The organism is Amycolatopsis sp. NPDC051373, assembly GCF_040689465.1.
GTDB lineage: Bacteria > Actinomycetota > Actinomycetes > Mycobacteriales > Pseudonocardiaceae > Amycolatopsis.
This window is the reverse complement of sequence record NZ_JBFBAE010000019.1, coordinates 148,514-168,447: the sequence shown is the minus strand read 5'-3', so window position 1 is coordinate 168,447 and position 19,934 is coordinate 148,514. Positions and strand designations below refer to the sequence as shown.

The window sequence follows — 19,934 nt, the reverse complement described above, 5'->3', positions numbered from 1 at the left end:
CCCCAGCCCCCTCCTTACTGGTTGACCAACACGGGAAACACGACTTGACCGGTGCCCGCCGGCCCACGCAGGGAAACCGTGATCTCCCACTGGCCCGCCATCGGCAGGCCGACGTCGGCGGCGCGGAAGTGCCCCGGGCCGTCGGCGGTCGCCGGCACGGGCGTGATGGCGTGGCCCATCTGCGGCATCACCGGCTCCACCGTCACGCCGTCGACGGCGGGACCGGTCACCGCGAACGCGAACGTGTTGCCACCGACGCGTGGCGCGTCCGCGGACAGCTGCACGGTGTACGGACCGGTCGTCGACTTCAGCACGGTGGGACCGCTCGACCCACCGCCGAACAGCAGCCAGCCCGCGATGACCGCGGCCACCACCACGACGACGCCGATCAGCGTCACCGGAGGTTTCGTTTTCATTGGCCCCCTCCAGGAACAGCCGGCACGTCGAGCACCACCGGCACGGTCAGCACGGACCAGCCGCGTTCGGCCTGCAGCCACAGCCGGTAGCGGCCGGGCGCGGGGAAGGTGAACGTGAAAGGCACGTTGGGCCCATACGCGGCGACGGTCTCGTCCGGCACGCCCGTGAGGCCCGGTACGTACGGCGGCATCGCGTGCGCGTGGGCCCACGTCGGTGCGGTGGCGGCCACGGCGCCGAGGTCGTTTTCCGAGGGCAGCGGCCCGACGACGATCAGGTGGCCCAGCATGCCCAGCCACGGCTGGAGATCGCCGGTGGGGAAGTGTGCGGTCACGGTGACCGACGTGCCGGCTTGCACCGTCGTGGTGGTCACGTCGATCGGCACTCCATCGACGACGCGTTTTCCCGGCCCTGTGGGGACTTCGGCGGAGCTGCCGGTGACGCCCTCGAAGTCCACGGTGGACCTTGCCAGCTGAACTCCGCCGCCCCGCCGTTCGAGTTCCGCGGCGACCGCGTAGGTCCCGGGTTCCGGCGGGGTGAAGTCGACGCGGTATTCGCCGGGCGCCACCCGCACGGGGTGCAGGTGCCACAACCGGCCCGAAGGTGAGACGACGATGAGGTGCACCAGCGCGTCGTCGTGGATCACGAGGTCGTCCGCGGGCCGGCCGGTGGAGCCGTCGGTGAAGTCGAGAGCGAGAGACTTTCCTTGCGTGCCAACGCTCAGGTTCACCGGCGGCCGCGAGTAGTCTGTGCCGGGCAGGCGCGACAGCGCGTATGGATCGGTGACGTTGTCGACGGTCGCGTCGAGCTGCACGCCGGGCGCGGGCGGAGGGGGAGTGCTGGTGGACAGCAGCGCGCCGGTGACCGCGACCGCCAGTGCCGCGACCATCCCGCCCGCCGGCAGCAGGGCGTAGGCGGTTCTGCGTGACCGCACCGCCACGACCAAGGCGATGAGCAGAAACGCCCCTGCCGCAACGAAACCGCCGTACGCTGCCTTCTCCCACGGCGGCACCACGCGCGCCGGGACGACGAACGGAATGGTCGCGGTGGTCGTCCCGTCGGCCAGCCGCAGTTCCCACGGTCCGGCGTGGTCGACGCCGACCGTGCCCGGGTAGAGCCCGGGTGTCGCGCCGAGTACGACGTCGCCGCGGGAGAACACGACGCCGTCGGCGGCCGCTGCCAGGCGCAGCGTCCCGGGTGCGGTGCCCGCGTGTGTGGCGATGTCGACGTGCAGGTCGCCCGGTGTCACGTCGATCCGCCGGATGATCACGGTCAGCTCGCGGGCACCGAGCGTTTGCGCCACCTGGATGTCGGCTCCGACCGGCGCCCCGTCGGCGTGCGCCGTGCCGCCGCCGAGCGCGATGCCCAGCGCGCACAGCACCATCAGCAGCGCCGTTCTCTTCGTGGTCCCCATCGAGGGAAAAGGTAGCGAGGTCACGGCGGCCGAATCGTCACGGAAGCGGGGGAAGATCCATCCCCGGTTCGGGGGATGCCGACCCTGAGGTGCCGGTCTCCTTGCACGGCGTCCTTGAACTGCATCCTTGAAAAGTGGAACGATGCTCCGTATGGTTAACGGAGCAACGTTCCGCTTGTTTCTCGGAGGACCATCCCATGCAGTACCGCACCTTGGGCCGCACCGGTGTGCAGGTCAGCGCGCTCGCGCTCGGCGCCATGAACTTCGGTGCGATCGGCCGCACCACGCAGGACGACGCAACGGCCATCGTCGACGCGGCGCTCGAAGGCGGCATCAACGTCGTCGACACGGCCGACATGTACGGCGCCGGCGAGTCGGAGGTGATGGTCGGCAAGGCCATCGCCGGCCGCCGCGACGACCTCGTGCTGGCCACGAAGGCCGCCATGCCGATGGGCGACGAGCGCAACCACCGCGGCGGCTCGCGCCGCTGGCTCGTCACGGAGCTCGACAACAGCCTGCGCCGGCTCGGCGTCGACCACGTCGACCTCTACCAGATCCACCGCTGGGATCCCGCGACCAGCGACGAGGAGACGCTTTCCGCGCTCACCGACCTGCAGCGCGCGGGGAAGATCCGCTACTTCGGCTCGTCGACCTTCCCCGCGTACAAGATCGTGCAGGCGCAGTGGGCCGCGCGTGAGCATCACCTGAGCCGCTACGTCACCGAGCAGCCCAGCTACTCGATCCTGCAACGTGGCATCGAGGCCGACGTGCTGCCGATGACCGCGGAGTACGGCCTCGGCGTGCTGGCGTGGAGCCCGCTCGCGTCCGGCTGGCTGTCGGGCGCCGTTCGCGAGGGGCGCGAGATCACCACGAGCCGCTCGCAGGTTCTGCCTCAGCGGTTCGACTTGACGCTGCCCGCCAACCAGGCTCGGCTCGACGCCGTGGAGCGACTGGCGAAAGTCGCCACCGACGCCGGCCTCACGCTGATCCAGCTCGCGCTCGGCTTCGTGACCGCGCACCCGGCCGTGACCAGCGCGATCATCGGCCCGCGCACGCTGGAGCACCTGCGTTCGCACCTCGCGGCCGCCGACACCGCGCTCTCCGCCGACGTGCTGGACGCGATCGACGAGATCGTCGCGCCCGGCGTGGACCTGGCCGCGCACGAAAAGTTCGACACCCCACCCGCTCTGCTCGATCCCTCATTGCGTCGCCGCTGAAAGGAACCTCCCATGCCACCTCGGTTCGGCATCATGACCGCCCCGATGCAGGTGGGCTACGACGACCTCGTGCGCGTCTGGCGCGAAGCCGACGCGCTGCCGGAGATCGAGCACGCCTGGCTCTTCGACCACCTCCTGCCCATCGCCGGCGACCCCGACGGCCCGATTTTCGAAGGCTGGACCCTGCTTTCAGCGCTCGCCGCGCAAACTTCGCGCCTGCGCCTCGGCCTCATGGTCACCAGCAACCGCTTCCGCCCGCCCGCCGTGCTCGCCAAGATCGCCACGACCGTCGACGTGGTTTCGGCCGGCCGCCTGGACTTCGGCATCGGCGTCGGCTCCCGCCCGAGCCATCCGCTGGCCAGGCGCGAGTACGAAGCCCACGGCCTGCCGTTCCACGAAACCACGTACGCGGTCCAGGCCCTCGCCGAAGCCTGCACGGTCATCCGTCGCTTGTGGACGGACGACACGCCCTTCGACTTCGTCGGCGACACCGTCCAGCTCAACGGCGCGTTCGGCAACCCGAAGCCAGTACAGCGCCCCCACCCCCCGATCGTCATCGGCGGCCGCGCGGCCGCGACCCTGCGCGTGGCCGCCGCCCACGCCGACATCTGGAACATCCCAGGTGGCGACCTCGAAGACGCCGTGAGCCGCAGCACCCTCCTCGACCGCTACTGCATGGAGCTCGGCCGCGACCCGGCGGAGATCACGCGCTCGATCCACCTGCAGGCGTCCTACGAGGACTCCGGCCTCACACGCAAAGCCATCGCCGAGGCCGTCGACGCCGGCTTCGAACACGTGGTTCTCGGGCTGCCGTCGCCGTTCCCTGAGGGCGTCGCGCACTGGGTCGTCGACGAGCTGATCAAGGCCTAGCCCAAGAACTCACGCAGGTGTGACACCACCACCTCCGGTTGTTCCTCCGGCAGGAAGTGGCCGCAGTTGTCGAGGCCGACGCCGGTGACGTTGTCGGCGTAGTCGCGCCAGATGTCGAGCGTTGGGAGTTTGCCGAGGAGGCCGGCCTGGCCCCACATCGCGAGCAGGGGCTGGGTGAGGCGCTTGCCCGCGGCGTAGTCGGCGTCGTCGAGGGTGGCGTCGTCCGGGAAGGAGGCGCGGTAGTCGTCGAAGCCGGCGCGCAGGGCGCCCGGGGCGGAGAATGCGCGCACGTACTCCTCGACGTCCTCGGCGGGCAGGCCCTGGCGCTGGAACGTCCAGCGTTCGAAGAAGTAGCCGAGGTACGCGGCGATGTTGCTGCCCGCCAGCAGTTCAGGCAGGTCGGGCTGCAGGTGGAACAGCCAGTGCCAGTAGCCCTTCGCGACGTCGGAGTCGAGCCGCTTCCACATCTCGCGTGTGGGCGCGATGTCGAGCACGGCCAGGCGCTCGACCTGCTCGGGCCGGTCCAGCGCCCAGCGGTGCCCGACGCGGCCGCCGCGGTCGTGGCCGACCACGGCCAGCCGGTCGAAACCGAGCTGCTCGGCGAGCTGAGCGAGGTCGGCGGCCATCGTGCGCTTGTCGTAGCCGCCGCGCGGTTTGTCGGTGCGGCCGTAGCCGCGCAGGTCGGGCGCGATCACGGTGTGGGTTTCGGCGAGCGGGCCCGCGACGCGGTGCCAGCAGTGCGACGTCTGTGGCCAGCCGTGCAGCAGGAAGACAGGCGGACCGTCGCCGCCGCGCAGGTAGTGCATCCGGAGGTCGCCGACCTGGGCCATCGAAGATTCTAACCGGATCATGAGGTTAGACGCTACCGGAGGCGGCTAACCGGTGGCAAGGGTTAGAATCCACCCCATGGAGTGGGTCTTCGACGGCGGCCGGCCGAGTCTCGACCTCGTCAACACGCTGCGCAATCGCTACCAGGCCGAGGGGTTCGAGCAGCTGACGTCGCCCGAAGCGCTCGCCGAGTGGCTCTCGCTCGCGGGTCTCACCGAGGGCCGGGTGCCCGTCACGGAGGAAGACCTCGAAACGGCGAAATGGCTCAGGGAGGCCGTGAACCGGCTGGTCACCACCCCGCCGGCACAGGAGGACGTCGAGCTCGTCAACAAAGCCGTCGAGGAGCCGCTGCCCAACGCGCGCCTGCGGTTGTCGGGCGGTGAGCTGCACAAAGCGGCACCCATCCCCGGTAACCCGGTCGCCGCCGCCTTCGCGCTGATCGCCGCCGACGTGATCGAACTGGTGACCAGCCCGGTGGACGTCCGCGTCTGTGCGGCCGACGACTGCGGTCTCCGCTTCGCGGACGCATCACCCCGCCGCACCCGCCAATGGTGCTCGATGTCCCGCTGCGGCAACCGCGCCAAGGCCCGGGCCCACTACGCCCGCACCCGCGGCTGACTCACGAGATCAGCCGGTACGCCCACGGGTGGGCACGGAGCCACACGTTCAGCTTGCCGATCCACCGCATGTGCGCCGTCCGTAACGACGGCGGCACCACAACACCGACAACGCGAACCACACCACAGAACCGCCTGAACCGGCGCTCGTCAGCATCCGTCCACTGTAGACCAAGCTGCTCCCGCAAAGCCGACGGCAACGTCGCCCGGATCAAGAAAAGCTGCCCCGCGGCCTGCGCGTTCCGCATCCGAGGCCACCACCGATCCGGCAGCCACCGCACGGGTTTCGGCACGGTGCGGATGGTCTCGAACAACGTCGTCATCGTCTCGTTCGGCCGGAACGACGCGACCATCTCGTCGTAGTACCGCTCGAACGCGGCCCAGTCCGCCGGCAGATCCCGCTGCCGCACCCCGAGGACCCGGCCGATGTCGCACATCTGCGCGTAGTACTCGTCAAGCTCGGCACAACTCAACGGACGACCGAAAAACCGTTGCACATCAACCGGAACCTTCACCAACGTCGCATGCACCCACGCATACGCGCCAGGGTCGAGACCGCTGTACCGCCGCCCATCGGCCACCCCGGTGAACGTCCGATGCAGCTCCCGCAACCGCGAAGCCTCGAACCGTGCGCCCGAAGCACCGCCGTACACGTAGATCGACAGCGAAGCCCCGGTGCGCATCAACCGCGTCCACGGGTCCTCGGTGTAGTTCGAGTGGTCCCGCACCCCGGCCGCGACCACGGGGTGCGCCACCTGCAGCACCAGCACCTGCCCCGCCAGCAGCAAGTCGCGGAAGTCGCCGAAGTACCGCCAGGCGGCGGTGCCCCGCACGACCGGCGGCCCCACGTCAGGCTCCGCGCAGCAGCATCATCAGCGGCTCGGCGGCCGGCACGTCGGTGCCCGTCGACAGCCGGCGCAGCTGCAGCCCGGCGATGAGCGCGACGACGGGACCGGCCACCCGCGCGGGATCGGCCACGCCGAGCGCACGCAAGATCGTCGTGGCCAGATCGTCGTACGCGGCGAAGCAGCGCGCGGACGCTTCGCGCAGCCCGGGGTCGCGCGCGGCTTGGAGATACAGCTCGTGAGGCGCGAGGTCGTCGGTGCCGAACGGCAACTGCTCGATCACGTGCTCCACCACGGCAGCGGCCTGCTCGAGGCTGAGGCCGTCGGCTCGGTGCGCGTCGGCGATCGCGGCGAGTTTCGCCGTTTCCTCCTCGGCGAACAGCAGCATCGCCTCGCGCAGGAGCTCCGTCTGGCTGGGGAAGTGGTAGGTCAGCGTGCCGAGCGAGACGGCCGCGGCGGCCACGATGCGCCGGTTGGTGAGCCCGCCGACGCCTTGCTCGCCGACGACCTCGAGCGTCGCCCGCAGGATCGCGTCGCGGGTGTTCACCACACCCTTGCGGGCCGGCGCAGGTGCCACCGTTGGACCTCTTCCAGTTGCGCGGCAACGGAGATCAGCCGCTCCTCGGCGTGCGAGGGACCCAGCAGCTGGGCGCCGAGGGGGAGCCCGTCCGCCGTCTGCCCGGCCGGGACGTTGATCCCCGGCCAGCCCAGCACGTTCCACGGCCAAGCGTAGGGGCATGCGGCGATCATCGTCTGGTCGGTGCGCCAGCCGGTGAGACCGTCGAACGCGCCGGTCTTCGGCGGCGGCGTCGCGGTGGTCGGGGTGAGCAGCACGTCGACGCGTCCGAACACCGACCCGATGCGGCGCTGCAGCGCGGGTTCGAGCGCGCGGGCGAGTTTCAACACACCGGCGAGGACGGTGCCCTGCTGCGCATTGCCGCGAGTGCGCGGGTCGAGCTTGGCCTTCTCGGGCACGCGAGCGGCCCAGTCGCGCACGCCGGTGAGCGAGCGCGGCAGGAAGGTGAGCCCGATGAGCCCGTAGCCGGGGTCGATCTCGACGATCTCGTGGCCCAGGTCCGCGAGTGCCTCTGCGGTGTTGCGCACGGCCGCTTCGACCACCGGGTCGAGGGTGGTTTTCGTTGCGGTGAAAGGAATCCTCGTCGACAGCCCGATGCGCAGCCGGCCGGGTTCCCGGCGGGCCGCACTGCGGAAGGTGCTGTCGGAGCCCGTGGTGACATCGAGCAGGGTCGCCGCGTCGGCGACGGTCCGGGCGAGCGGCCCGAGCACGGTGAGGCCGTGGAACAACTCTCCGCCCAGCGGCACGCGTCCGCGCTGCGTCTTGATGCCGACGAGCCCCGTCCACGCCGCCGGGATGCGCACCGATCCGGCGCCGTCCGAGCCGAGCGCCGCCGCGACCACGCCGCCGGCCACCGCGGCCGCCGAGCCGCCGGAGGACCCGCCGGGCGTGTGGTCGGGGTGCCAGGGGTTGCGCGTGACCCCGAACGCCTGCCCTTCCGTGAACGGCCATTGCCCCAGCTCAGGCGTGTTCGTCTTGCCGATGATCACGGCGCCGGCCCGCTTGAGCAGCCCGACGGCCGGCGCGTCCTGCGTCGCGGCGGGGAAGTCGCCCGCGCAGCCGAACGCCGTCGGCAGGCCCGCGAGGTCCACGTCGTCCTTGACCGCGACGGGCACGCCCAGCAACGGCGTCCGGTCACCTCGCGCCCGTCGTCGATCGGCTTCTTCGGCCTCGACGAGGGCTGCTTCGTCCCGGATCCGGCGGAAGGCGTTCAGTACAGGTTGGCTCGCGTGCGCCTCTGCCAGGGCCGCGGCCGTGAGCGCCACGGACGTCGTTTCGCCTGCTTCAAGCGCCGCCACCTGCTCGGAGACGGTCGTGAACGCGACTGCGCTGATCTCAGAAGCCCTGACGGTCATCGGGCCACCCCCGAGGTTCTCGTTCGTTCGAACGAACGTTACCACCGGACTGTGATTCCGGCTCCCTGGTTCGACAGCCGCCCTGCCCGAGGCCGACGATTGTGCCCAATCCCGGCACCAGCCCGCCCCAGCACCACGGAGGATCGATGACGTTCGACTTCGACCGGTTTCCCGTTTTCGACGCGTTCCCGCGGGCGGGGCTCGGCAGCGGACCGACGCCGCTGCTCGCGGCGCCGCGGCTGGGCGAGGCGCTCGGGCTGCCGCGGCTGATGCTCAAGCGCGATGACGTGCACCCACTCGGCGTCGGGGGCAACAAGCTGCGCAAACTCGACTTCCACCTCGGTGCGGCGCTTGCGGCCGGCGCCGACACGGTGATCACCTTCGGCGCTCTGCAGACCAACCACGGACGCCAGACCGCGGCCGCGTGTGCGCGGCTCGGGCTGCGCTGCGAGCTCGTGCTCACGGCGAAGGTGCCGCGCGAGGGCGAGGCCTACGAGCACTCCGGCAACATCCCGCTCGACCTGCTCTTCGGCGCCCGCGTGCACATCTGCGCCACGGCCGAAGAAGCCGAGCGCACGTACGAAGAGCTGCTCGCGTCGGCCGACTATGAGGGCCGCAAGGTCTTCACCGTCCCCGTCGGCGGGTCCGACGCGCTCGGCACTCTCGGCTACGTCGCCGCGTCCCACGAGCTCGCGCAGCAGCTCTCGGCGCTCGGCCTCGACACCGCGCGCATCGTCGCGCCCCACGCGAGCGGCGGCACGTCCGCCGGCCTCGCCCTCGGCACGGCGCTGCTCGGCAACCTCGGCGCCGATTTCGCGTGCGTGAGCCACCCGCTCGACGAGGCCACCGACAACCTCACGCACCTCGTCACCTCGGCCGCGCAGCTGCTCGGCGTCGACACGCCGTCGCTCGACCACGTGCGCATGAGCGACTCCACCATGGGCGAGGGCTACGGCATCCCGGCGCCCTCGACGTGGGGCGCGCTGCGGCTGTTCGGCCGCACCGAAGGCGTAGTGCTGGACCCGGTCTACTCCGGCAAGGCCGCCGCCGCGCTCGTCGAATGGGCGGCCGACGGCCGGTTCGACCCGGAGGAGACGGTGGTGTTCGTGCACACCGGTGGCCTGCCCGGGCTGTACGGCTATGCGCCGGAGTTCGTCGCCGCGATGCAGGAGTGAGTCAGTCCCGTGCGGTGGCCGGTTGCAGCTCGGCCGCCGCGCGGGTGGCGTCGACCCGAACCGCCACGCGGATCAAGCCCAGCAGCAGCACGACGTCGGCGACGAGCATCAACCGTTGCGTGGCCCCGACCGGTAGCAGTTCGGTGACGGTGTGGACTCCCAGCCCGGCCTCGTCGAGGCGCGCGAACAGGAAACTCACGCCGAACACCACCAAAACGGCCACTCCGAACCGCAGCCACCGCGCCAAGAGTGCGCGTTCGGCCGTGCCGCGCAACGGTTCCAGCAATGTCAGCGCCGCGGCCGGCAGGCTCGCGAACGCCACCACACACGAGTACAGGTGGATCTCGCCGCTCGCCAGATCCGGGTGCGGCGGGTAGCTCGCCGGAAACACCGCGGCCGTTGCCAAACCCAAGGCCCACAACGAAATCAGCACCCGCGTGGTCCGCGGCAGCGGCACGCCACCGGCGGCCAGGCAGCCGAGCACGGCCAGTGAACCGACGGCGAGCGCCAGCACGCTCGCGCTCAGCAGGCCGGGGTCGGTGGTGGTGTAGCTGGACAACGTGTCGTGGATCGGGTCGTGCGAGCTGATCACGTGCATCAGGGTGATCGTGAACAGCCCCCACCCGATCGCCACCAGCGCGCCCGTCCGCCAGATCCGCAACCCCCGTGAAATCCCCATGGTCCCCAGCGTCGCGGGGTTGGCGCGATCCGTGATCCGGGATCACCCTGAATTCGACCCCTATTCGACCGCGCTGGTGAATTCCGCGAGAACCAGCGCCTGGTCGTCGTGGCGCTTCGCGCGCGGCCAGCGCGAACCGTCGGGATCCTGCGTTTCCGCAGTTCGCACGACATCCAGCACCGCGTTCGGACCGCTCGCGCGAGCCAGCCGCAGGACGTCGGGCCAGCCGAAGAGCCCGTAGTCGTCGACCCCGGTGGACACGCCGTCGGTGGCGAGCAGCACGGCGTCGACCTCAGGGCGGGGCCACGAGCGCCGCACGGCCTTCGACGCCGCGGCGGGATCGGCTTCGGCGACCCAGAAGCCGCCCTCGGCGTTGCGCCGGCGGCGGACGTCGGCGCCGGTCTGGAGCAGGCCGCCGTCGCGCAGGGAGACCAGCCGGTCGTCGGCCACGACGTCCACCCCGAACTGTCCGAACGCGACAACCGGACTGTCCGCCAGCACAAGGGATTCGACCTCGGCCGCGTCCCAGCGCAGGATCGACACGGTGCTCGACGGCGAGTGCCCGGGCTCCAGCCCGTGCTCCGCCGCGACACCGGCGATGGACGACGCCAGCGCGACGGCGAGGTCCTCCTTGGGACTTTCTCTCAGCTCGTCCGCCAGCCGGCGCACCAGCAGGTTCGCGTACCAGCCGCCGGGCGGCAGGTCCGGGCTCGGTGACGTGGCGCCGTCCAGCAGCAGCACGGCGTTGTCCAGCACCACGACGTGGTCTTCGCTCGCGCGAGGCAGGCCGTCCGCGCCTACTCCCGCGCGCTCCGCGATCGCGATCTCGGGCATCACCCGATGCTAACCCGAACGCCTGACCACGACCGGCCTGTCAACTTCAGTTGACAATCGCGACGCTGTCAACCTAGATTGACAGCATGACTGAAGCAACAGACCTGGCCGCGAGGGCGGGCGACCGTGATCCCCGGGTGGGGCTTCGCGCGGTCGCGGCGCTTCGTCGGCTCCTGGAACAACTCGAAGCCGTGCAGGTGCGCAGCGCCCGCGTGCACGGCTGGTCCTGGCAGGAGATCGCCGCCGAGCTGGGGGTCAGCCGGCAGGCCGTCCACAAGAAGTACGGGAGGCACTGATGTTCGAACGGTTCACGCTCGACGCGCGGCTGGCCGTGGTCGAGGCCCAGATCGTGGCGCGCGAAGCCGGTGCACGGCAGATCGAGCTCACCGACGTGCTGGCCGGGCTCGCGCGCACCGAGAACGGCGCCGGCCTGCGGCTGCTGGAAGAGCTCGGCGTGTCGCGCGAGGACGTGCTCGCGGAGCTCGACCGCATCCGCCGGCGCGGCGGGATCAGCGACGCCGACGTGGCCGCGCTCACCGAATTCGGCATCGACGTGGAGCAGATCGTCGAGCGCGTCGAGGAGACCCACGGCCCGGGCGCGCTCGCCGGTGGTGGCAGACGCGCCAAACGCGGCCACATCCCGTTCGCCGCCGACGCGAAGCGCACGATGGAGCTCAGCCTGTGCGAAGCCGTGAAGCTGGGAGACAAACACCTCGGCCAGGAGCACCTGTTGCTCGCGCTCGTGCAGCAGAAGGGCCCGGTGCCCGACCTGCTGGCCGCCCACGGCGTCGACTACGTGTCGGTGCGCCGCGTGGTGGCGCAGCGGGAGGCCGGCTAGTGCTGCTGCTCTTCGCGGCGCCCGGTCCGCCACGTGACCAGCGGCAACAGGGCCTGCGTGAGCGGTCCGATCGTGACGGCGTAGAGCACGGTTCCGACCCCGAAGGTGCCACCGAGCAGCCAGCCGACGGCGAGCACGGTCACCTCGATCCCGGTGCGCACCAGCCGAACCGACCAGCCGGTGCGCGCGGTGAGGCCGGTCATCAGCCCGTCGCGCGGCCCCGGGCCGAGGCGGGTCCCGACGTACACGGCGGTGGCCACGGCGTTGAGCACCCCGCCGCCGACGAGCAGCAGGATCTGGAGCGCGAGCGCGTGCTGGTCGGGCAGCACCGCGCGCACGGCGTCGACGGTCACGGAGATCACCACGACGTTGGCCACGGTGCCGATGCCGGGCCGCTGGCGTAGCGGGATCCACAGGAGCAGCACGAACACCGACGCGATGGCCGTGACCGTGCCGAAGCTCAATCCGGTGAGCTTGGTGATGCCCTCGTGGAGCACGTCCCACGGGTCGAGGCCGAGGTGGGCGCGGGTGAGCATGGCCATGCTGGCGCCGTAGAGCGCGAGCCCGGCCAGGAGCTGGGCACCACGGCGGACGGGTGCCCGGCGGACGCTGAGGGGACTGAGGTCGAGAACTGCCACTTCTCCACTATCGGTGACAAGTGGACTGGTAATCCATGGCCAATGTCGGATAATTGGTCTTATGACTTCGCATCTTCCGCTGGGTAGCCGCGTCTCTGGCACCCGATTGGCCGTGTTGCTGGGGGAGTGGCGTCGGCGCGGCTCTCGGCAGGGCGCGGCGGATCTGGCCGCGGCCGTCGAGCTTCAGGTGCTCGACGGCCAGCTCCCCCTCGGCACTCGGCTGCCCGCGGAACGCGAGCTCGCCGACGCCCTCGGCGTCAGCCGCACGCTCATCGGCGCGGCGCTGGACCGGCTGCGTTCCATCGGTGTCGTGGCGAGCCGCCGCGGCGCCGGTTCGTGGATCTCGGGTGCCGGCCACCGTTCGGCGGCGCCGGCCCAGCACGAACGCGACGGTCTGATCGACCTCGCGCGCGCTGCGCCACCCGCGTTGCCCGGCCTGATCAACGCCGTCGACGCCGCGCGGCTCGACCTCGTGGAGCACCTGAGCGGCAACGGCTACCTCACCGGCGGGCTGCCGCTGCTGCGCGAGCGGATCGCCGAGCGCTACACCGCGCGTGGCCTGCCGACGTCTCCCGACCAGGTGATGCTGACGGCCGGCGCGTACTCGGCTTTCGTGCTGTGCCTGCGCATGCTGGCCGGCCCCGGCGACCGCGTGCTGGTGGAGCAGCCGACGTATCCCAACGCGATCGACGCCGTGCGCGCCGCCCACGCGTTGCCGGTGCCGGTGGCACTCGACCCCGTGCGCGGCTGGGACCTCACCGGCATCGAGGCCGCGCTGCGCCAGGCGTCGCCGCGGTTCGGCTACCTCGTGGTCGACTTTCAGAACCCCACGGGCCTGCGCCTCGACGCGGCCGGCCGAGAACGCCTCGGCGGTCTGCTGGCGCGCTCGCGCACGCCCGTGGTGGTCGACGAATCGTTGGTGGAGCTGGATTACGAGGGCGATCCGCTCGACGCGCCGCCGCCGCTGGCCGCGTTCGCGGGCGACTTGGCCCTGACGGTCGGTTCGGCCGCGAAGTCGCAGTGGGGCGGGCTGCGGCTGGGCTGGATCCGCGCGTCGGCCGAGCTGCTCGACCGGCTGCTGTCGTCGCGCTTCGCCGTGGACCTGGGGGCGCCGGTGTTCGACCAGCTGGTGCTGGCTTCGCTTTTGGAGCCCGAAGGTTACGCGGCCTTGGCCCAGCGCCGCGTGGATTTCCGGCTGCAGCGCGATTCCCTGATCGACGCCGTACACGCCTACTGTCCTGAGTGGACGTTCGAGGTCCCGCCCGGCGGCCTTTCGCTGTGGTGCCGCCTGCCCGAACCGATGAGCACGCGCCTCGCCGTCTCCGCGGCGAACCACGGCGTGCAACTGGCGCCCGCCTCGCGTTTCGGCGTACACGGTGGCCTCGAACGCTGGCTGCGCCTGCCGTTCGGCCTGCCACCCGATCAGCTGTTGGAGGCCGTGCGGCGGCTGAGCCTGGCCGTCGAGTCGGTGCGCGGCTACGCGGACGTGCCGGCGGCGAACGTGCCGGTGACCTGAGGTTCGGGTTTCCCTCGAAACAGGACCACAAACGATAAACAGCCGGTCCACCGGATGTTCCAACCACTCCAGGGATGGTGGTGGTCGCATCCGGCGCACCGGCTGTTCGTCACCCGCTCCGTTCAGAGCGGGCACCGCGGCGGCTTCCCGGCACAGCCCCTCGACGTGCCGGGAAGCGCCGACGGCTCAGGCGGGCTTCGGTTGGCGCAGGTTCCCGCTCGGCGCGGTGAGCGGGAACCTCCGGAGCACGCCCGTTGTGGGTCCCGGCGCCGCGGGGGCAGCGCGGCGCCGGGACCAGGACCCGATTCGGCCGGGCGCGGTCGGCCGGTCGGGAAGGCTGGTCGTACGCATGGATCGCCCCTTGTCGAATGATTGGTGCGAAAGGGTGAGCCAGGCGCAGCGAACGGGCGCGCGCTCCAAGAAGTTGATCTTGGTTTGGACGTGGCTCTCCCCGGTGGACCGGGTGCCGGTCAGTCCGGGGAGGTGGTGGGCAGGGCTGCGTCCCTGCCCGCGCCGTCGACCTCGTGGTCGCGGCTGACGCCGATCAGCTTGAGCTGCGTGGTGGTCACGCTGTCCCCGACGACGGCGAACGGCTGCCGCGCACCGCCCGAGCCGTCGTGGCCCGGGTTGGCGGTGGTGGTCGGCGCGACGGGCGCGCTGGGCGCCGCGGGCAGGCCACCGCCGCCCCCACTGCCGCCGCCACCTGTGACGCCGACGTGGGAGTTCTCGTTGTTCGCGTGCTGCGCGCCGGTGCTGCGCTGCTGCGCTGGAATCAGGTGCACGACACTCGGGTAGTGCACCAGAGCGGCCGTCTTGGGCACGGTCACCGGCGCCGGCTGAGGCACCACCGCCGGAACCACGGCGCTCACCACTTCACCGGGCTGGACCGTCAGCTCGGGCACGGTCGCCGTGACCCCGCCACTCACCGTCCCACCCGAGAACACCGGCCCGAGCACATCCCCGATCGGGATCAACGGCGGCGCGTCATCCCCACCCGGCACCGTCGTGACCGGCGGCAACACGGTCTCCCCGACGTCGTCCACGGTTCCGACCACGCCGGTGATCGAGTGCACCGTGTTGTCGACCAGACCGAGCGCACCGTCGAGCAATCCGCCCAGCAGCCCACCCTGTTCCTGCGACGGCGTGGCGCGCAGAGGTGCTTCGGTGTCGGCGCTGGGATCCGTGGCAGTGCTGGGGCTGGTGGCCGTGCTGGGGCTGGTGGCCGTGGTGTCGGTGGTGGACTGGTCGGTCGCGCTGTGGTGGGTCTCGTCGCAGCCGCCGGTGCCGTGCTGCTTCGCCCCGCCTGACCCATCGGGCACGACCTCGGCGGAGCCGGCGTCGGTGCCGCCCTGGCTCGTGCCGGTCGTGGCAGCGGAGTCGGTGCTGCTGCCGGAGTTGGCGGGTGTAGCGGTGTGGTCTGACCCGCTCGCGTCGAGAGCGCTCATCGTGGCAGCGGAGTCGGTGCTGTCGCCGGAATCGGCGGGTGTCGCAGCGTGGTTTGACCCGCTAACACCGGCAGAGCTCGTGTCCGAGGCGCTCGTGTCGGAAGTGTCCGTTGTGGCAGCGGCCGCGGTGGCGCCCCGGCTCGAAGTCGCGGCCGAGCCCGAACCCTTGCTGTGACCGGAAGTTCTCGCAGCACCCGAGTCCGTAGTGGACCCGGTCCAAACGCCGTGCCAAGGATGTCCGCGCGGCTCTCGACGGTGCTCCCGAGCCTCGCCGTGCCCGGTGTGCCCCGGCGCGGTCGCCACGGTGTTCCCTGACGCGTCCCCGCCGTGCGGCTGTTCCGCCGCCTCCGCGCCGGCTCCGGCGACCAACGCGCCGAGCAGCCACCCGGCCAACGTCAACCCGCCTGCCAGCGCGATCCGCGCGGCCGGCCTCGCCAACGGGGCCGCCCACGGCCGCGGCCTGCGCACCGAATCGAGGCCGCTCGAACCCGAGCCCGTCGCCGGAGCGCCGGCGGGCGGAAGCGCAGAAGCCACAACAGCGGGAGCCACAACGGCGGGAGCCGGTCCGGGATCAGCGCTGCTCACGAGTGGTGCGTCGGTGCGTGCGGCTGCCGTGTCGATCACGCCACCACCACCGTCCGCGCCTGAAGCTCATGCGGCTACCGCACGAGACTGATCCAACTGGGGTTCTTCTCCGGCCAGGTCGCAGTTCCCCCGGGGCTGCACTCTTTCTAGCACCGGTCGCGAGTGTTTCATCTTCCCTTCGTTCGATCCACCCCGTAAGGCGGAACGGACTTACCGGCTCCGGTGTCCGATCAGCCGAAGTTGATCACTCAGCGTGTGCCCGGTGGGACCCTCTGCGGCCATCCGGGCGGACCCCTGCACGGCTGCTGACCTGATGTTTCATCTCAAAACCATACTCTCGGTATCGCATCACTAACACATCGTCGATGAATCTGGAGCGTAACCGCCTCGCAACTCGTTATTCGGTAACCGCAGTGGTCAGACGAGTTCGCGCAGTCGCCCGACGGCCTCGTCGATGACTTCGTTCCGCTTGCAGAACGCGAAACGCAGCAGGTGTTTCCACTCGTCCGGGTGATCTGTGAACACCTTCACGGGCACGGCCGCGACGCCGACGCGTTCGGGCAGCTTCCACGCCAGCTCGGCGGCGTCGGTGAAACCGAGCGGGCGGACGTCGGCTGTCACGAAGTACGTGCCGCTGCTGGGGCGAACGGCGAAACCCGCGTCCGCGAGTCCGGCCGACAGCCGGTCGCGCTTGTCCTGCAGGCTCGTCCGCAGCTCTTCCACCCACGGCAGCTCGTGGTCCAGCGCGTACGCCACCGCCGGCTGCAGCGGCCCGCCCGAGACGAAAGTGATGAACTGCTTCGCCGCCTTGACCGCGGCCACGAGCTCGGGCGTCGAGCAGACCCAGCCGATCTTCCAGCCGGTGCAGTTGAACGTCTTGCCGGCACTGGAGATCGACACCGTCCGCTCGCGCATGCCGGGCAACGTGGCGAGCGGGATGTGCGACGCGTCGTCGAACACGAGGTGTTCGTAGACCTCGTCGGTCACCGCGATGAGGTTGTGCTCCACGCACAGCGCCGCCACGACCTCCAGCTGCGCGCGTGAGAACACGGTGCCGGTCGGGTTGTGCGGCGAGTTCAGCAGCACCGCGCGGGTGCGCGGAGTGATGGCGTCGCGCAGGGCGTCGAGGTCGAGCTCGAGGCGCCCGTCGGCCGTCTCGACCAGGCCGATCACGCGCCGCTGGGCGCCGGCCATCGCGACGGCCGCGGCGTAGGAGTCGTAGTACGGCTCGACCACGATCACCTCGTCGCCGGCCTCGGTCAACGCGATGAGCGCGGCCGTGATGGCCTCGGTCGCACCCGCCGTGACCAGGACTTCGGTGTCCGGGTCGTACTCGGTGCCGTAGCGCAGCCGGTGCCGCGCGATGGCGGCGCGCAGCTCGGGGCGACCCGGGCCCGGCGGGTACTGGTTGTCGCCGCCGAACAGGGAGTTCTTCGCCGCTTCGAGCATGCCGGCGGGCCCGTCGGTGTCGGGAAAACCCTGGCCGAGGTTCACGGCGCCGTGCTTCACGGCGAGCGCCGTCATCTCGGCGAAGATCGTCGCGGTGAAGGGGCGGAGGCGAGGGACGAGAGCTGGTTCACGCACGAAAACGCATCCTCACGGACAATGGCGTCGTGGAGCAACTCACCCCAGCCAAGGTCACGCCCGCAGACCCGCCCGGTGGCGCCGCCGGTGACGCGGAAAAACGGCGCGGCTTGCGGAGGATGAAGCAGGTCGCGCTGTCCTTCCTCCTCGGCGCCACGGTCGTCTTCCTGCTCACGAGCTGGGCGGAGTCGGCCGGCTGGCCCGCGTGGGTCGGCTACGTGAAGGCGGCCGCCGAGGCCGGCATGGTCGGCGCGCTCGCCGACTGGTTCGCCGTCACCGCGCTCTTCCGCCACCCGCTGGGCCTGCGGATCCCGCACACGGCGATCATCCCGAACAAGAAAGACCAGCTCGGCAACAGCCTGGGCGATTTCGTCGGCTCGAACTTCCTCTCCGAGGACGTGATCCGCGACAAGCTCAAGCGCGTCGAGATTTCGCGCCGCCTCGGCGGGTGGCTTTCGCAGCCCGACAACGCGGAGCGCGTGACGTCGGAGCTGGCCACGGTCGTGCGCGGCGCCGTCACGGTCCTGCGCGACGAGGACGTGCAGGCGATCATGGAACAGGCCGTGGTCAAGCGCATCGTCGACCGGCCGTGGGGCCCGCCGCTGGGCAAGATCCTCGCGGGCGTGTTCGAGGACGGCGCGCACCACAAGCTCGTGGACCTGATGTGCGACCGGGCCTACGAGTGGGTGCGCGACAACCACCAGGCGATGCTGCGGGTCGTCTCCGACCGCGCGCCGAGCTGGTCGCCGAAGTTCGTCGACGAGATGCTGGCGGACAAGGTCTACGGCGAGGTGCTGTCGTTCGCGTGGGCCGTGAAGACCGACGTGAACCACCCGATGCGCCTGGCGCTGGACAAGTTCCTCGGCGAGTTCGCGCAGGATCTGCAGAACGACCCGAAGACCATGGAGCGCGCCGAGCAGATCAAGGGTCAGATCGTGCACCACGACGAGGTGCAGAAGCTGATCGGCAACGCGTGGGCCACGGCGAAGGAGATGCTGCTCAACGCGGCCGAGGACCCGTCGAGCGAGCTGCGCCGGCGCGTGCGCGCGGGCCTGCAGTCGCTCGGCGAGCGGCTGATCGCGGACGACTCGCTGGCGTCGAAGGTGGACAGCTGGGTCGAGGGCGCCGCCGCGTACCTGGTGAAGAACTACTCGAAGGAGATCACCACGATCATCACCGACACCGTCGAGCGCTGGGACGCCGAGGAGACGTCGCGGAAGATCGAGCTGCAGGTGGGCCGCGACCTCCAGTTCATCCGCATCAACGGCACGGTGGTCGGCGCGCTGGCCGGCCTGGTGATCTACACGGTGGCGCAGCTGCTGTTCTGACCTGGGCTTTCTTGGTTTTCTCGGTGTTGTTCCGTGCTTTGCGATTGTCGGAGCGTGGCCATTCATGCGCAGCCGGTGCGTATACCACACCCGGGGGACCTTCAAACCAGTTGTCCACAGGAAGCTGAGTTATCCCCCGGGTTATCCACAACTTTTCACGGATCTGGCCTAATGCTCATCCACAAGGTGTGGGGATCCGGTGCGGCTGCACGTGCATATCTGGTGGCTGTGCATGAGTTGTCCACAGGTGCTCAGTTGTGCACACCCGTCGCGCGGGCGCGCCAGGTCCGGGCCTTCTCGCGGTTGCCGCAGACGCGCATGGAGCACCACGTGCGCGAGCGGTTGCGGGACTCGTCGTAGAAGGCTTCGAGGCAGTCGTCGGCCGGGCAGATCTTGAGCCGGACCCAGTCGCCGCGGATGGAGAGCCGGGTGGCGGCGACCAGCACCGCGGACACGGCGGTTGTCCCCAGGAGCTGCGGGCCTTGGTTGTTCAGCGAGAACGTCAGCGGGACTTCGAGCTGTTCCTGGGGGAGCCGCGGATCTCCGACGGCGGCGCGCAGCCCGTCGCGGATGGCGCGGGCTTCTTCCGCGTTGCTCGGGGAGACGCCGCGTTCGGCTGACCAGTGTTGCCACAGTCCGGGGTCGTCCAGCAGGTCCTCGCCGCGCTCGATGTCGACGGTGTTGAGGAAGTCCACCACCAGGATCGCGTCGGTGTGCACGCAACCAGTGTACGAGCGAGGGTGGTTGCTTCGTCGGCTGATAACTCCCATAATCCGAATACCGGTTACTGGAGGGAGACGCGATCATGGGTGCTGTTCCGACGTTCGGCTCGACCGTCTTGGACTGCCCGGACCCCGCCGCGCTCGCCGGCTTCTACCGCGCGGTGCTCGACTGGCCCGAGCCCGCGGTGCGCGCGGACGGCTCCTGGGCCCGGCTCGTCAACCCGACCGGCGGCGCGCGCTTGGAGTTTCAGCAGGTGACGGACTACCGCGCGCCCGAGTGGCCCTCGGCTTCGCAGCCCCAGCAGGCCCATCTCGACCTGGACGTGGACGACCTGGAAGCGGCGCACACCCGCGTGCTCTCCCTGGGCGCCAAACTGCTCGACGACTCGCCCTCGACCTTCCGCGTCTACGCCGATCCGGTGGGTCATCCGTTCTGCCTGTGCGCCTGCTGAC

General features: G+C 70.7%; 22 protein-coding genes. 10 read left to right on the top strand and 12 right to left on the bottom strand.

Annotated features, from left to right (window positions below):
* Positions 1 to 14: 14 nt before the first annotated feature.
* Positions 15 to 416, bottom strand: a complete 402-nt coding sequence (locus AB0383_RS31815) for a FixH family protein (protein ID WP_364171675.1) — start codon at positions 414 to 416, stop codon at positions 15 to 17.
* Positions 413 to 1,828, bottom strand: coding sequence for a hypothetical protein (locus AB0383_RS31810; protein ID WP_366189304.1), 1,416 nt, complete (start codon positions 1,826 to 1,828; stop codon positions 413 to 415). Before AB0383_RS31810 ends, AB0383_RS31815 begins: the two co-directional genes overlap by 4 nt.
* Before the next feature lie 197 nt (positions 1,829 to 2,025).
* On the opposite strand from AB0383_RS31810, the gene AB0383_RS31805 reads away from it, so the two are divergent.
* Together AB0383_RS31805 and AB0383_RS31800 are read left to right on the top strand one after the other, a co-directional pair.
* The gene (locus AB0383_RS31805) at positions 2,026 to 3,045 is read left to right on the top strand and encodes an aldo/keto reductase (protein WP_364171672.1); all 1,020 of its coding nucleotides are present in this window, start codon (positions 2,026 to 2,028) and stop codon (positions 3,043 to 3,045) included.
* A 12-nt stretch (positions 3,046 to 3,057) separates the two neighbouring features.
* Complete coding sequence (locus AB0383_RS31800; RefSeq protein ID WP_364171670.1) at positions 3,058 to 3,915, top strand: LLM class flavin-dependent oxidoreductase; 858 nt, start codon at positions 3,058 to 3,060, stop codon at positions 3,913 to 3,915.
* On the opposite strand, the gene AB0383_RS31795 is transcribed toward AB0383_RS31800, so the two are convergent.
* Positions 3,912 to 4,766, bottom strand: a complete 855-nt coding sequence (locus AB0383_RS31795; protein ID WP_364171668.1) for an alpha/beta hydrolase — start codon at positions 4,764 to 4,766, stop codon at positions 3,912 to 3,914. The genes AB0383_RS31800 and AB0383_RS31795 overlap by 4 nt on opposite strands.
* Positions 4,767 to 4,821: 55 nt before the next feature.
* Between AB0383_RS31795 and AB0383_RS31790 the strand changes: the two genes are divergently transcribed.
* Positions 4,822 to 5,361: a CGNR zinc finger domain-containing protein gene (locus AB0383_RS31790; protein ID WP_364171666.1), complete on the top strand. Its 540-nt coding sequence runs from the start codon at positions 4,822 to 4,824 to the stop codon at positions 5,359 to 5,361.
* Position 5,362: 1 nt separating this feature from the next.
* Here the strand turns inward: AB0383_RS31790 and AB0383_RS31785 are convergent, their stop codons facing one another.
* The 3 genes from AB0383_RS31785 to AB0383_RS31775 are packed head-to-tail and all read right to left on the bottom strand — an operon-like array spanning position 5,363 to position 8,137.
* Positions 5,363 to 6,208 (bottom strand): oxygenase MpaB family protein, encoded by an 846-nt coding sequence (locus AB0383_RS31785; RefSeq protein ID WP_364171664.1) that lies wholly within the window; start codon positions 6,206 to 6,208, stop codon positions 5,363 to 5,365.
* 1 nt (position 6,209) lies between these two features.
* Positions 6,210 to 6,782, bottom strand: a complete 573-nt coding sequence (locus AB0383_RS31780; RefSeq protein ID WP_364171662.1) for a TetR family transcriptional regulator — start codon at positions 6,780 to 6,782, stop codon at positions 6,210 to 6,212.
* Positions 6,749 to 8,137, bottom strand: a complete 1,389-nt coding sequence (locus AB0383_RS31775; RefSeq protein WP_364171660.1) for an amidase — start codon at positions 8,135 to 8,137, stop codon at positions 6,749 to 6,751. Before AB0383_RS31775 ends, AB0383_RS31780 begins: the two co-directional genes overlap by 34 nt.
* Positions 8,138 to 8,283: 146 nt before the next feature.
* Between AB0383_RS31775 and AB0383_RS31770 the strand changes: the two genes are divergently transcribed.
* Positions 8,284 to 9,312, top strand: coding sequence for a D-cysteine desulfhydrase family protein (locus AB0383_RS31770; RefSeq protein WP_364171658.1), 1,029 nt, complete (start codon positions 8,284 to 8,286; stop codon positions 9,310 to 9,312).
* Position 9,313: 1 nt separating this feature from the next.
* Here AB0383_RS31770 and AB0383_RS31765 read toward each other — a convergent pair whose 3' ends face one another.
* Positions 9,314 to 9,991, bottom strand: coding sequence for a DUF998 domain-containing protein (locus AB0383_RS31765; RefSeq protein WP_364171656.1), 678 nt, complete (start codon positions 9,989 to 9,991; stop codon positions 9,314 to 9,316).
* Between the two features lie 60 nt (positions 9,992 to 10,051).
* Complete coding sequence (locus tag AB0383_RS31760) at positions 10,052 to 10,825, bottom strand: hypothetical protein (protein ID WP_364171654.1); 774 nt, start codon at positions 10,823 to 10,825, stop codon at positions 10,052 to 10,054.
* A gap of 86 nt (positions 10,826 to 10,911) precedes the next feature.
* Between AB0383_RS31760 and AB0383_RS31755 the strand changes: the two genes are divergently transcribed.
* Together AB0383_RS31755 and AB0383_RS31750 are read left to right on the top strand one after the other, a co-directional pair.
* Positions 10,912 to 11,121, top strand: coding sequence for a sigma factor-like helix-turn-helix DNA-binding protein (locus AB0383_RS31755; protein ID WP_004559389.1), 210 nt, complete (start codon positions 10,912 to 10,914; stop codon positions 11,119 to 11,121).
* Positions 11,121 to 11,663 carry a Clp protease N-terminal domain-containing protein gene (locus AB0383_RS31750; protein WP_364171652.1) on the top strand — a complete coding sequence of 181 codons (543 nt, stop codon included), beginning with the start codon at positions 11,121 to 11,123 and terminating at the stop codon, positions 11,661 to 11,663. The genes AB0383_RS31755 and AB0383_RS31750 overlap by 1 nt, the downstream gene beginning before the upstream one ends.
* On the opposite strand, the gene AB0383_RS31745 is transcribed toward AB0383_RS31750, so the two are convergent.
* Complete coding sequence (locus AB0383_RS31745) at positions 11,660 to 12,301, bottom strand: hypothetical protein (protein WP_364171650.1); 642 nt, start codon at positions 12,299 to 12,301, stop codon at positions 11,660 to 11,662. The two genes, AB0383_RS31750 and AB0383_RS31745, sit on opposite strands and share 4 nt — an antisense overlap.
* Positions 12,302 to 12,362: 61 nt before the next feature.
* Here AB0383_RS31745 and AB0383_RS31740 point away from each other — a divergent pair, with 61 nt between their 5' ends.
* Positions 12,363 to 13,817: a PLP-dependent aminotransferase family protein gene (locus AB0383_RS31740; protein ID WP_364171649.1), complete on the top strand. Its 1,455-nt coding sequence runs from the start codon at positions 12,363 to 12,365 to the stop codon at positions 13,815 to 13,817.
* Positions 13,818 to 14,287: 470 nt separating this feature from the next.
* Here AB0383_RS31740 and AB0383_RS31735 read toward each other — a convergent pair whose 3' ends face one another.
* On the bottom strand, positions 14,288 to 15,262 hold the full coding sequence (locus AB0383_RS31735; RefSeq protein WP_366189303.1) for a hypothetical protein: 975 nt from the start codon (positions 15,260 to 15,262) through the stop codon (positions 14,288 to 14,290).
* 1 nt (position 15,263) lies between these two features.
* Between AB0383_RS31735 and AB0383_RS31730 the strand changes: the two genes are divergently transcribed.
* The gene (locus AB0383_RS31730; protein ID WP_366189302.1) at positions 15,264 to 15,437 is read left to right on the top strand and encodes a hypothetical protein; all 174 of its coding nucleotides are present in this window, start codon (positions 15,264 to 15,266) and stop codon (positions 15,435 to 15,437) included.
* Between the two features lie 827 nt (positions 15,438 to 16,264).
* Here AB0383_RS31730 and AB0383_RS31725 read toward each other — a convergent pair.
* On the bottom strand, positions 16,265 to 17,431 hold the full coding sequence (locus AB0383_RS31725) for a pyridoxal phosphate-dependent aminotransferase (RefSeq protein WP_366189301.1): 1,167 nt from the start codon (positions 17,429 to 17,431) through the stop codon (positions 16,265 to 16,267).
* Positions 17,432 to 17,460: 29 nt separating this feature from the next.
* Between AB0383_RS31725 and AB0383_RS31720 the strand changes: the two genes are divergently transcribed.
* A complete protein-coding gene (locus tag AB0383_RS31720; RefSeq protein WP_366189300.1) occupies positions 17,461 to 18,759 on the top strand; it encodes a DUF445 family protein in 1,299 nt (432 codons plus the stop codon).
* A 251-nt stretch (positions 18,760 to 19,010) separates the two neighbouring features.
* Here AB0383_RS31720 and AB0383_RS31715 read toward each other — a convergent pair whose 3' ends face one another.
* Positions 19,011 to 19,478 carry a CGNR zinc finger domain-containing protein gene (locus AB0383_RS31715; protein WP_366189299.1) on the bottom strand — a complete coding sequence of 156 codons (468 nt, stop codon included), beginning with the start codon at positions 19,476 to 19,478 and terminating at the stop codon, positions 19,011 to 19,013.
* 86 nt (positions 19,479 to 19,564) lie between these two features.
* On the opposite strand from AB0383_RS31715, the gene AB0383_RS31710 reads away from it, so the two are divergent.
* Positions 19,565 to 19,933: a VOC family protein gene (locus tag AB0383_RS31710; RefSeq protein WP_366189298.1), complete on the top strand. Its 369-nt coding sequence runs from the start codon at positions 19,565 to 19,567 to the stop codon at positions 19,931 to 19,933.
* Position 19,934: the final 1 nt, after the last annotated feature.